Here is a 12,238-nt window from a genome sequence, read left to right on the forward strand (position 1 = left end):
ATTGTTATTTATTAATCTTCCATTGTTGATAAATCACCTGTTGGTAAGTCAAGTTCCCACGCTTTTAAGACGCGACGCATGATTTTCCCACTACGTGTTTTTGGAAGCTTGTCTTTAAATTCAATTTCTCTAGGAGCAGTATGTGCTGCTAATCCCTTTTTCACAAATTGTTGAATTTCAGCAATTAAATCATCTGATGGCTCGACGCCTTCAACTAGAACAACGAATGCTTTTATGATTTCTCCACGAATTGGATCTGGTTTACCGATTACACCCGCTTCTATAATCATTGGATGTTCAAGTAATTTACTTTCTACCTCAAAAGGTCCTACACGTTCTCCAGAAGTCATGATGACATCATCAATTCGTCCTTGGAACCAGAAATAGCCATCTTCATCCATGTAAGCTGAATCCCCTGAAACATACCATTTATCTTTCAAGAAATAAGATTGATACTTCTCGGGATTTTTCCAAATTTGACGCATCATTGATGGCCATCCTTTTTCAAGAGCCAAGTTCCCCATTTGATAGGGTGGTAATTCTACACCATTATCATCGACAATTGCAGCTTTAACTCCCGGTATAGGTTTACCCATTGAACCAGGACGAATTGGTAAGCACGCAAAATTACAAATCATTTGTGCGCCTGTCTCCGTCATCCACCAAGTATCATGAATGCGATGACGGAATACTTCTGCACCCCATCTAATAACCTCAGGGTTTAGTGGTTCTCCAACTGATAATACATGTCGAAGTGTAGACAAGTCATGGTCTTTTACCAATGCATCTCCTGCTCCCATTAACATACGGAAAGCCGTTGGTGCACTGTACCAAACCGTCACTCCATAGTCTTCAATTGCTTGATACCATGCAGCTGGTGAAAAACGACCACCTAAAACAACCATCGTTGTCCCCGTTAACCAAGGTCCAAAAATACCGTAAGATGTGCCAGTGACCCAACCTGGATCAGCTGTACACCAGAAAATATCTTGTTCTTTTAAATCTAGTACCCATTTTGCCGATTGGTAATGTTGGACCATAGCTTCTTGTACGTGTAAAACACCTTTAGGTTTACCCGTAGAGCCCGACGTATAATGAAGGACTAAACCATCTTCCTTATCAAGCCATTCAACTTTAAAATAAGGTGAAGCAGTAATTATGTGTTTTAAAAAGTCTACTGTTTTTTTATCTTCTTCGACATGATCTCCGACTAAAAAAATCGTTTCCAAATGTGGTAATTTATCAACAGGTATACGTTTTAAAAGTTCTGGTGTAGTTACAAGCACTTTTGCTTCACTATCCGCTAAACGATCATAAACTGCACCTTCCATAAACGCCTCAAACAGGGGTCCTACAATGACACCCATCTTAAGAGCACCAAGTAATGAGAAATACAATTCAGGAGAACGTGGCATGAAAATAAATAACCGGTCTCCTTTCTCAAGATTGGTATGCGTTTTAAATAAATTTGCCGCTTTGTTTGTCCATTTTTTCATTTCATTAAACGTATAAGATTCTTTACGATTTGCATCTTTATAATAAAGAGCAATTTTGTTTTTTCTATCCGAATTTGCATGGCGATCTATGGCTTCATGTGCCATATTTAGGCGACCAGTCTCATGCCAGCTGAAAGCTTTTTCAGCATCTTTCCAATCAAAGTTAGCTACAGTTTCGTCGTAGTTTTGGAGTAAGTAATCTCCTTGAACGACCGGAAGTTCCTCAAGTTTCATTTCTACCACCCTCTCAATTACAATACAAATACTAGTTTACCTTAAATTGAGAGTATTTGGCGAATAATTTAACTTTTTCGAATATTATTACTTGGAAAGTTTTGAAAAAGGTCTTATTCTACATTTTTCATGTATAATAGAATTTATTGTAATTCTTTTCAGGTGGTGTACTAATGGAACATGAGAAAACATATAATGCCATGGAATTAAAAACGAAACATGGCCAGTTAATTATTGAAGGACCTATTTCAGCATCAGATATTGCTCGATATGATTTTCACGAACATTTGGTGGCATTTCGTCCACCAGCTCAACAACATAAAGCAGTAATTGGGATTGCTAAACTTCCCGAAGGACGCATATTAATTGCTCGTGAGAATATGACAATCGTCGGCTATGTAACATTTTTATACCCAGATCCCCTTGAACGCTGGTCACAAGGGCAAATGAGTAATTTAATTGAGTTAGGTGCTATTGAAGTAATTCCTAAGTACCGTGGAACAGGGGTAGGAAAAAGCCTGCTTCGCGTCTCCATGATGGATGATAAAATGGAAGACTACATTACTATTACAACGGAATACTATTGGCACTGGGATTTAAAAGGGACTGGTCTAAATGTATGGGAATACCGAAAAATCATGGAAAAAATGATGACTGCAGGTGGTCTAGAATATTTTGCAACTGATGATCCTGAAATTAGCTCTCATCCAGCCAATTGTTTAATGGCAAAAATAGGATCGCGAATCGATAATGAATCCATTCAACGATTTGATCAACTACGCTTTATGAATCGTTTTATGTACTAAACAATGAAGGAGTTCTTGACTAATGATTGTGGAACAAATGATGAAAACAAACGTATTTACTCTTCAACCAACTCATTCAATTAAGGATGCAATCACCTTAATGCAAGAAAATAAAATTCGTCATCTACCAATCACCAATGAAATTGGTTCTGTAGTTGGCATTGTAACGGATAGGGATATTAAAGAAGCCATTCCCTCTTATTTAATGGAAGATCAAAATCAAGATATTTATGAAACTAAGATTAAAGAAATTATGACTAAAAATCCAATTATCGGTCATCCACTCGACTTTGTCGAAGAAATTGCAACAACTTTTTATGATCAAAAAATTGGATGTTTGCCAATTGTTAGTGGTGGAAAATTAGTTGGCGTCGTAACAGAGACTGACTTATTGTATAAATATATTGAGCTTACTGGAGCTCATCAACCTGGGTCTCAAATCGAAGTCCGTGTTCCTAATAGACCTGGGACATTATTTGAAGTATCAAAAGTTTTTCATGATCACAAATCAAATGTCTTAAGTGTTCTTGTTTATCCAGATTTAGTAAATAATGAAAACAAAATTTTAGTATTCAGAGTGAAAACAATGAATCCTTTAGGGATTATTGAAGATATTCGCAAAGAAGGTTTTGATGTGCTATGGCCAAACATACCGGGAATGACAAATTAAAAAAACATGCCGTTTACGTATATTCAGAGGAGCAATTAGGCTATAAATTTTCTGAGACCCATCCTTTCAATCAGAAAAGGCTTATTTTGACCACTGATTTATTACGTAAAATGAATGCGCTTTCAGACCAAGATATTGTGATACCTCGTATAGCAACTGACGACGAGTTATTACTTGCTCACGACGCAAGATACGTTGATATCGTCAAAAAAGCCAGTAAAGGGCTTTTGACGTCTTCTCAAACCGAAAGCTTCGGTATAGGGACAGATGATACTCCTATCTTCCCTAACATGCATGAAGCAAGCGCACGTCTTGTTGGAGGCACATTAACTGCAGTTGATTATGTAATGGAGAATAAAGCTTCGCATGCCCTTAACCTTGGTGGAGGACTTCATCACGGCTTTCATGGGCGAGCATCAGGCTTTTGCATTTACAATGATAGTTCAGTAGCTATTAAATATATACAACAAAAATATAAGGCTCGAGTTCTGTATATAGATACCGATGCTCACCATGGTGACGGTGTACAGTGGAGTTTTTACGAAGATGAAGATGTTTGTACTATATCAATACACGAAACAGGTCGCTATTTGTTTCCTGGGACAGGCAATGTTACTGAAAGAGGTTCTGGTCTAGGCTATGGCACTTCATTTAATTTACCAATTGATGCATTTACAGAAGATGAGTCTTTTTTAGACCTATATATGACAGCTTTTCGTGAGATCGCTACGCATTTTAAACCAGATGTCATTATTACTCAAAATGGTGCCGATGCTCATTATCTCGATCCCCTCACGCATTTATATGGGACTATGAAACTCTATCAAGAAATTCCTAAACTTGCACATCAACTTGCACATGAATTTTGTGATGGGAAATGGATTGCTGTTGGTGGTGGTGGCTATGATATTTGGCGCGTGGTTCCTAGAGCTTGGTCGTTGTTGTGGATGGAAATGAATGATATGGAAATTCCACAAGGTAAACTTCCAAAAGAATGGCTTGATCAATGGCAGAAAGATTCACCTGTACAATTAATTCCTACTTGGATGGACCCAGAAAACTTGTATGAGCCCATACCACGCAAGGAAGAGATTACGGAGAAAAATAAACAAGTTCTAGATAAAGCGCTTTATCACATACGACCTCATTAAGAAAAGGAGTGAACTATGAAAAATCATAGTTCACTCCTTTTTATTTATTTCACTGAATTTCTTTCACAAATACGATGTGGCAAAATTACAGTCTTTTCTTCAATTTTTTCTTTGTTCATATACTTAGTTAACAGTCTCATTGAAACTGCTCCAATGTCATACAGCGGTAATACAACACTTGTTAATTCTGGTCGCACCATACGTGCAAGCTTTGAATTTTCGAAACTAATCACTTCTACGTCATTTGGAACGTTTAAACCAGCATCTTGAACTCCATGAATTAACCCAATTGCAAGTTCATCATTACCAGCAAAATAAGCTGTAGGTGCATCATTAATGCCCTTCAGGTTGTTAAACGCTGTGTAACCAGCATCGTATGTCGCTTCGCTTTCCACTACTAAATCATTATCAAGTTCAATACTGGCTTGTGCCAAAGCTTTTTCATATCCAGTAAATTTAAATGCACGATTTATTGTAGATGACAATGAACCTGAAACATAAGCGATTCGTTTGTGGTTATTTTGAAGTAAGCGGTTTACCGCTTCAAATGCTGCTTGATGATAATCGATATTAACAGAAGGCATATGCCCGGTAGCATCAATTGTACCTGCTAAAACAATAGGTACAGGGGAACGTTCCATCATATTAAGTAAATCAATAGATACATGTTCGCTCATGAAGACAATTCCATCAACTTGCTTGCCAAACATCGTTTCAAGAAGCTGTAACTCTTTGTCTTCACGTTGATCGGAGTTCGATAAGATAATATTATAGCGATACATCGTCGCAATATCTTCAATCCCTCTAGCTAGTTCTGCATAAAATATATTGGACATATCTGGAATAATAACCCCAACAGTGGTCGTTTTCTTACTTGCTAGACCTCTTGCAACCTCGTTCGGACGATATTCTAACCGTTTTATTACATCCAATACTTTTTTCCTAGTCGCGGGTTTTACATTTGGATTGCCGTTGACCACACGAGATACGGTTGCCATTGATACATTGGCTTCACGTGCAACGTCATAAATTGTAATTGTCATATGTATTCACTCCCTGCTCGTTCACTATCTCTTACCATCATATAACAGTTTTATGACATTTTCCATTTTTACTTCTAACGAAAGAAAAATACCGGTTCAGTAATTGAACCGGCATGAAGATTATGCATGAATTTCATAAGATTTCATAAACTTTTGAAGTGAATCATAAAATTCATCAAATTGCGGTAAGTTCATTTGTTGTGCTGCATCAGATAAAGCTACTGCTGGATCTGGATGAACTTCAGCCATAACACCATCTGCACCAATCGCGATTGCTGCTTTCGCTGCAGGAAGTAATAAATCGCGACGTCCTGTAGAATGCGTTACATCAACAAATACTGGTAAATGTGTTTCTTGTTTTAATATTGGAACCGATGAAATATCAAGTGTGTTACGTGTCGCTTTCTCGTAAGTACGAATTCCACGTTCACATAAAATAATTTGGTCATTCCCTTGTGAAATAATGTACTCTGCAGCATGGATAAATTCATCAATAGTTGCAGCCATTCCACGTTTTAATAGTATAGGTTTATTTATTGAACCGGCTGCTTTTAACAACTCGAAGTTTTGCATGTTACGAGCACCGATTTGAACTACATCAATGTAATCTAACGCTTCCTCAAGATGATGAGGTGTGACAATTTCTGAGACAACAGCAAGGTTATATTCTTGTGCTACTCGTTTAAGAATTTTTAAGCCTTCGAGTCCTAGGCCTTGAAAATCATAAGGTGATGTACGAGGTTTATAAGCTCCTCCTCGAATCATTCCTAATCCTTTTTGTTGTATCGCTCCAGCAACTGCTGCAACTTGCTCATAAGATTCAACTGCACATGGTCCAAAAATGAAAGTTGGTTTGCCATCTCCAATACGTTCTCCATTAACGACTACAATTGTATCTTCTGCTTTCTTTTTACGCGATACAAGTAGTGCTTTACGGTGATCGTTTTCTTGAAGTTCTAAAGCTGTTTTAAATATCTCTTTAAAAATGTGATCCACTGTTGATTGAGGTAGTAAACCAGTATTATTTTCTTTTATTAAGTTCAACATATGACGTTCACGAAGAGGGTCATATCGGTTGACACCTTGCTTTTCTTTTACTTTTCCAATTTCTTGAACGACTGTTGCACGTTCATTGATTAAACGAAGAATTTCTAAGTTCAATTCATCCACATTTGAGCGTAAGTTATCTAATTCTTGATTGCTCATACTATGATCTCCTCTCCTACTCATATCTTATTTACGAAGAGGTAACGTAAAAAGTATGGCGCTTTATTTTTGATAATAGACTTATTATAGTACGCAAGTTTCATATTGTCACGCATTTTCTTTAACGCTTCAACGCGCTAAAGTAATTATGAATCATTATGCCCTAATTATTGATGAAATAAAGACTCACATGTTAATGTGAGTCTTGTCATTTTATTATTATTTTTTATCTGCTACTGCTTCTTTTAGTGCTTTTGCAGTAGATGTTGAATTTTCATTAATTTCATTTACGACTTCTTCTACTGTGTTATTAACAGTTTCCATGAAATCAATTGGCTCTTCTCCTTCAGAAGAAGCAGTGCCATCATCCATTAAGGTAGGCATTTTAGATTTGATAGATTTTACTTTTTCAACTAAAGGACCTGATTTTTCTTTTAACTGTGTTGATATTTGAGCTGTTTTATCTTTAGCAACTGCTGATAAATCAACTGTTTTTTCTTTTAATTGATTTGAAAAGTGTACAGTTTTTTCTTTAGCAGTTGAAGATAAATCGACTGATTTTTCTTTTAAGTGACTTGCTTGTGTTGAGACATCCTCACGAAGTTCAGAACCTGATTTTGGTGCAAGGAATAAAGCAGTTGCTGCTCCGATGATACCTCCTACTAATGCGCCGATTAAGAAGTCTTTTGAATTCACTTCATCGCTCACATAAATTGGATCACGGTATTGGGGATCATTTGTATATTCTAGAGCTTGAGGAAGATATGCTTCCTCTTCAACTGATTTGTTCGTATAGAATTCACGATTATACTTAGCTTCGTTATAATTTGGTTTATATTGTGTCATTTTGTTTCCTCCTAATTTTTGGGTTTCACTATCATTATATAAATTCAGCAGGTTAGCCTTTATAATTCGAGTAACCAGAACGACCTTCTTCAATCGCTTTTCGTTCATTCCATTTGTTACGGATTTCAAGAACAACGTTACTCCATTGTATTACTTGTGAAATTTTTTCTTCGTTTTTCTCAACTTCACTAGCAACTGAAGAAGTAATGCGTCGAACTGAAGTGTTTAAGCCATTCACTGACTCCCCTACGTTTTTAACTGCATCAACAACACTGTTTAATTTTTCAGATTTAGATTGAATATCTGAAGCTAAATCATTTGTTTTATGCAATAGTTCCGTTGTTTCTCTTGTTACTCCTTGTAATTGTCCTTCTAATCCAGACATTGTTCCCGATACTTCATTTAATGTTTTCTTTAATGAAGTTAATGTCATAGCAAGACTTACACAGAGAACGAGAAAACCTATAGCTGCAACTAAGGCTGCTATGTATAGTACTATTTCCACTCAATCTCCTCCTCGAAATCACTCATACTTTCTATATTCCCTTACACAACAGCAAATAAACGTTCCAGTTACTAATATTCTACAAAAATATTTAAATTCCTGCTTAAAATAATAAAAACTCCAGTTAAATCATAACTAGAGTTTTTATTAACTTATATTATTTTTTCAAATGCAGCCTGGAATTTTTGAACATCCCCAGCCCCCATGAATAAATAAACAGCATTTTCATATTCAAGTAAAACATCAATTTCCTCTGTTTTTAGAATAACACAATTCTCAATTAAATCACATAAATCTTGGATAGTTAAATCTCCTGCGTTCTCACGTGCCGAGCCAAAAATATCACATAGATAGACAAAATCAGCAATTTCTAAGCTTTCTGCAAATTCATTTAAAAATGTTCGTGTACGTGAAAATGTATGTGGTTGAAAAATCGCAATAATTTTACGCTCTGGATATTTTTGACGAGCTGATTGAAGTGTTGCTTTAATTTCAGTTGGATGATGGGCATAATCATCAATTAAAATCCTCTCGCCTTTAATACTTTCAGTAAAACGGCGTTTAACACCACCAAATGATAGTAATTGTTTGTGAATAACATCAGCTGGAATACCCTCGTAACTACTCAATGAAATTACAGCCATTGCATTTAAAACGGCATGATCTCCGAATAAAGGTATTTCAAATGCATGATAAAATTCATTGCGTACAAACACATCAAACGTAGAACCTAAAGTATTTTTCACCACATTACGTGCCTCAAAGTCATTTTCTGAGCCAAACCCGTAAAAAACAACCGGAACATTCGCTTGGATTTTTTGAAGATGTACATCATCACCACAAGCGAAAATAGCTTTATTTACTTGTAGTGCCATTGATTGAAATGCATCCACAACATCTTCAATACCTTTAAAATAATCAGGATGATCAAAATCAATATTTGTCATAATCATATAATCTGGATGGTAAGCTAAAAAGTGCCGACGGTATTCACATGCTTCAAATGCAAAGTACTCCGCTTGTGATTCACCGTGTCCAGTGCCATCTCCAATCAAATATGAAGTTGGCGCAAAGCCACTTAAGACATGCGACATTAATCCAGTAGTCGAAGTTTTACCGTGAGATCCTGTAATCCCTACTGAAGTAAACTGCCCCATTAAATTACCTAAAAACTTGTGATAGCGAATAACATCAACGCCTAATTCATTTGCACGAGTTAATTCTTCATGATCATCTCGATATGCATTACCAGCGATAACGGTCATACCCTTTTGAATATTATTTGCATTAAATGGCAAGATTGAGATTCCTAATTTACGTAATGGGTCTTCTGTAAAGAAATGTTTATCTATGTCAGAGCCCTGTACTTGATTTCCTGAATCATGCAAGATCTGTGCAAGTGAACTCATGCCTGATCCTTTTATTCCTGTAAAATGAAACACTGTCATTTGTTTAATCCTCCTGGGAAAGGTGCCTGTACTTTTATATATACTTCCTTACCCGATTATATCATCATTTAATCTAGCTTAGAAATTAACTAATTTTCTCGCAATTACTTTATTACCTTTTTTACCACTTTAGACGTTAATTTAATTATTAATTAAAAAGTTGTTGTATATCATTTTCTGTAATAAAGACTTCACGTGCTTTGCTTCCTCTTGACTCTGAAACATAACCATGTTGTTCCATTAAATCAACTAGTCTTGCAGCCCGGTTGTATCCCATATGGAATTTCCGTTGTAGTAATGAAGTCGAAGCTGAGCCTTGCTCTAAAATAAAACGACATGCTTCTTCAAACAACTCATCTTGATCTTCAGCAACTTCTAAACGACGAACTAGCTCCTCTTGTTCAAATAAATAGGAAGGTTCACCTTGACTACGTGCGTGATCAATAATCTCTTCCATTTCTTCATCTGTTACATAAGTACCTTGTAAACGAATAGGTGCAGACATCCCATTTCCTAAATACAACATATCACCTCTTCCAAGTAATCGTTCTGCACCTTGGCCATCAAGAATTGTTCGAGAATCGATTTGAGATGAAACTGAAAATGCGATTCGAGTTGGGATGTTCGCTTTGATAAGTCCCGTAATGACATCTACAGAAGGGCGCTGTGTAGCTACGATTAAATGAATTCCACATGCACGTGCTTTTTGAGCAATTCTACAAATAGATTCTTCCACTTCAGTTGGAGCCATCATCATTAAATCAGCTAACTCATCAATAACGATTAACAAGTATGGCAGTTTCTGAGCAAATTGTCTTTTCTCTTCTGCCATGGCATTATATCGAGAAATATCACGCACACCAGTATGAGCAAACAGCTGATATCTTCGTTCCATTTCTTCAACTGCCCATTTAAGTGCAGCAGTAGCTGCCTTTACGTCTGTTATAACTGGGCTTACAAGATGAGGAATATGGTTAAAAGGAGCTAATTCCACCATTTTTGGATCAATCAACAATAAATTTAATTCTTTCGGCGTTGCCTTATACAATAAGCTAATTAATATTGAATTAATGCACACTGATTTACCTGACCCAGTAGCTCCTGCAATTAACCCATGTGGCATTTTGCGCAAATCAATTGTTACAGGTTTTCCAGTTAAATCTAATCCAAGAGCTGCTTCAAGTGGAGAATCAGAGTCTTTAAAATTAGAACTTCCGACAACTTCTGATAACCTTACTGGTCTTGATGTTTGATTTGGTATTTCAATTCCAATTGAACTTTTTCCAGGAATAGGGGCTTGAATCCGAATATCTTTAGCTGCCAGTGCTAATTTTAAATCATCTGCTAAATTACGAATTTTACTTACTTTTGTTCCTTGTCCTACGGTCATTTCAAATTGAGTTACAGCGGGACCTTGAACCATGTTCACAATATCCGCTTTCACTTGGAAGTAGGATAGCGATTCAATTAAGCGATCTGCTTGCATTTGCATCCATTCATAATCTTGAGTCTTCTCCTCAGGCGGTACTAAATAACTGTTTTCAGGAAAGACGTAACCGGACTGTAAATCGTCCAAGACGGGATCAGCTTGAACATTTTGAATGACTGTTGACATTTCTTCATTTGACTCAATAATTGGCACTTGAGTAATGGCAGAGGGGGTAGTCGTTTGAACTTTCTTTTTATTATATTTTTCTTTATCTGAATTTAACATTAAAACATTAAATGGGAGTGATTTCTTTTTTATTTCAGTTTCTTGAATTTCAGCTATTTGTACTGAAGAAACAGATTTCACATTCTCAATGGTGCTGTTAGGTTCAACATCAACTTTCTCATGAAAATCTTGAATCACTAAATGTTCTGCTATGTTTTGTTCCTTCATTGTGACTAATTCACTTGGCTTGATTGTAATTGGTTCATTTGAAGTTTGAATGTCTGGTTTGCTTGCCTTATTTGTAATTGGTTCATTTAAAGTTTGAATGTCTGGTTCGCCTGGCTTAATTGTAATTCGTTCATTTAAAGTTTGAATGTCTGGTTCGCTTGGTTTGATTGTAATTGATTCATTTAAAGTTTGAATGTCTGGTTCGCTTGGTTTGATTGTAATTGATTCATTTAAAGTTTGAATATCTGGTTCGCTTGGCTTAATTGTAATTGGTTCACTTGAAGTTTGAATGGTTGGTTCGCTTGGCTTGAAAATAGCAGATTCACTTGGGCTAATTATGGTACTTTCAACTGTTGCAACGACTTCATCTGAATTCTTTTTTGCTAACAATTCATTAATAGGTGATATTTTTGTTCGAGTGAAGCCATGAATTGGAGATGGAACGTCTGATGGTATGAACTTTTTAGACTGAACAGGCACTTTTGTTATTCTTGGTTTTACTTCTTGATAGCTTTCTTTTACTTTAGGTTTAGGTTTGGGTTCTACTATTTTTTTACTAGATTTGTCCATATTTGGCTTAGTTGCATGATGAACAATTGCATTCTCCCGTTGTTGTTGCCATTGTTTATGCATATATAAAGGCATGAACTCTTCTTCTTTTTGAGTATCCTCTAATTCGTCATCTACTAATTGATCTTTCTCTTTATCGCTAATAAGGGGAAATCGAAACGGTGTTTTCGACTGTTTATATGTTGGTAGCTCATTTTTATCTAGATCATCTTGTTTGTCCTGTTGTTCATTAGAAAATAATTTATTAAATGCTGTTGTCAACCAATTCACTTCAAACCCTCTTTTCATATCAATGTTTCCATTTTAACAGGTTTGAGATTCAATTCAAACGGATAAAAAAACTCTGTGTACCTAAATTCTTGAGTACACAGAGTTTTACCT

General features: G+C 36.1%; 10 protein-coding genes. 3 read left to right on the plus strand and 7 right to left on the minus strand.

Features of this window, described 5'->3' with window-relative positions; genetic code table 11:
* Window positions 1-11 precede the first annotated feature (11 nt).
* A complete protein-coding gene (acsA, locus tag C406_RS0107275; RefSeq protein ID WP_017379948.1) occupies window positions 12-1,730 on the minus strand; it encodes an acetate--CoA ligase in 1,719 nt (572 codons plus the stop codon).
* 173 nt (window positions 1,731-1,903) lie between these two features.
* On the opposite strand from acsA, the gene C406_RS0107280 reads away from it, so the two are divergent.
* The 3 genes from C406_RS0107280 to C406_RS0107290 are packed head-to-tail and all read left to right on the plus strand — an operon-like array spanning window position 1,904 to window position 4,357.
* Window positions 1,904-2,536, plus strand: coding sequence for a GNAT family N-acetyltransferase (locus C406_RS0107280; RefSeq protein ID WP_017379949.1), 633 nt, complete (start codon window positions 1,904-1,906; stop codon window positions 2,534-2,536).
* A 22-nt stretch (window positions 2,537-2,558) separates the two neighbouring features.
* Entirely contained in the window at window positions 2,559-3,206 is a 648-nt protein-coding gene (locus tag C406_RS0107285) for an acetoin utilization AcuB family protein (protein WP_017379950.1), read from the plus strand.
* A complete protein-coding gene (locus C406_RS0107290; protein WP_017379951.1) occupies window positions 3,176-4,357 on the plus strand; it encodes an acetoin utilization protein AcuC in 1,182 nt (393 codons plus the stop codon). The genes C406_RS0107285 and C406_RS0107290 overlap by 31 nt, the downstream gene beginning before the upstream one ends.
* Window positions 4,358-4,401: 44 nt before the next feature.
* Here C406_RS0107290 and ccpA read toward each other — a convergent pair whose 3' ends face one another.
* The 6 genes from ccpA to C406_RS19395 all read right to left on the minus strand — a co-directional run bounded on the left by ccpA (window position 4,402) and on the right by C406_RS19395 (window position 12,127).
* Window positions 4,402-5,400: a catabolite control protein A gene (gene ccpA, locus C406_RS0107295; RefSeq protein WP_017379952.1), complete on the minus strand. Its 999-nt coding sequence runs from the start codon at window positions 5,398-5,400 to the stop codon at window positions 4,402-4,404.
* A 120-nt stretch (window positions 5,401-5,520) separates the two neighbouring features.
* Window positions 5,521-6,606 carry a bifunctional 3-deoxy-7-phosphoheptulonate synthase/chorismate mutase gene (locus tag C406_RS0107300; RefSeq protein ID WP_017379953.1) on the minus strand — a complete coding sequence of 362 codons (1,086 nt, stop codon included), beginning with the start codon at window positions 6,604-6,606 and terminating at the stop codon, window positions 5,521-5,523.
* A gap of 219 nt (window positions 6,607-6,825) precedes the next feature.
* Window positions 6,826-7,452 (minus strand): YtxH domain-containing protein, encoded by a 627-nt coding sequence (locus C406_RS0107305; RefSeq protein WP_017379954.1) that lies wholly within the window; start codon window positions 7,450-7,452, stop codon window positions 6,826-6,828.
* Window positions 7,453-7,504: 52 nt separating this feature from the next.
* Window positions 7,505-7,957, minus strand: coding sequence for a DUF948 domain-containing protein (locus C406_RS0107310; protein WP_017379955.1), 453 nt, complete (start codon window positions 7,955-7,957; stop codon window positions 7,505-7,507).
* A 152-nt stretch (window positions 7,958-8,109) separates the two neighbouring features.
* Window positions 8,110-9,405 carry a UDP-N-acetylmuramate--L-alanine ligase gene (gene murC / locus C406_RS0107315; protein ID WP_017379956.1) on the minus strand — a complete coding sequence of 432 codons (1,296 nt, stop codon included), beginning with the start codon at window positions 9,403-9,405 and terminating at the stop codon, window positions 8,110-8,112.
* A 148-nt stretch (window positions 9,406-9,553) separates the two neighbouring features.
* Complete coding sequence (locus tag C406_RS19395; RefSeq protein WP_017379957.1) at window positions 9,554-12,127, minus strand: DNA translocase FtsK; 2,574 nt, start codon at window positions 12,125-12,127, stop codon at window positions 9,554-9,556.
* Between the last annotated feature and the right edge of the window lie 111 nt (window positions 12,128-12,238).

The sequence above is a fragment of the Paenisporosarcina sp. TG-14 genome (assembly GCF_000297555.1).
GTDB classification, from domain to species: Bacteria; Bacillota; Bacilli; order Bacillales_A; family Planococcaceae; genus Paenisporosarcina; species Paenisporosarcina antarctica.

Bases quoted from the DNA above. Each gene is read 5' to 3' on its own strand.
- C406_RS0107300 (WP_017379953.1), bottom strand. From the start codon at position 6,606: ATGAGCAATCAAGAATTAGATAACTTACGCTCAAATGTGGATGAATTG.
- C406_RS0107280 (WP_017379949.1), top strand. From the start codon at position 1,904: ATGGAACATGAGAAAACATATAATGCCATGGAATTAAAAACGAAACAT.
- C406_RS0107290 (WP_017379951.1), top strand. From the start codon at position 3,176: ATGGCCAAACATACCGGGAATGACAAATTAAAAAAACATGCCGTTTAC.
- murC (WP_017379956.1), bottom strand. From the start codon at position 9,405: ATGACAGTGTTTCATTTTACAGGAATAAAAGGATCAGGCATGAGTTCA.
- acsA (WP_017379948.1), bottom strand. From the start codon at position 1,730: ATGAAACTTGAGGAACTTCCGGTCGTTCAAGGAGATTACTTACTCCAA.
- ccpA (WP_017379952.1), bottom strand. From the start codon at position 5,400: ATGACAATTACAATTTATGACGTTGCACGTGAAGCCAATGTATCAATG.
- C406_RS0107285 (WP_017379950.1), top strand. From the start codon at position 2,559: ATGATTGTGGAACAAATGATGAAAACAAACGTATTTACTCTTCAACCA.
- C406_RS0107305 (WP_017379954.1), bottom strand. From the start codon at position 7,452: ATGACACAATATAAACCAAATTATAACGAAGCTAAGTATAATCGTGAA.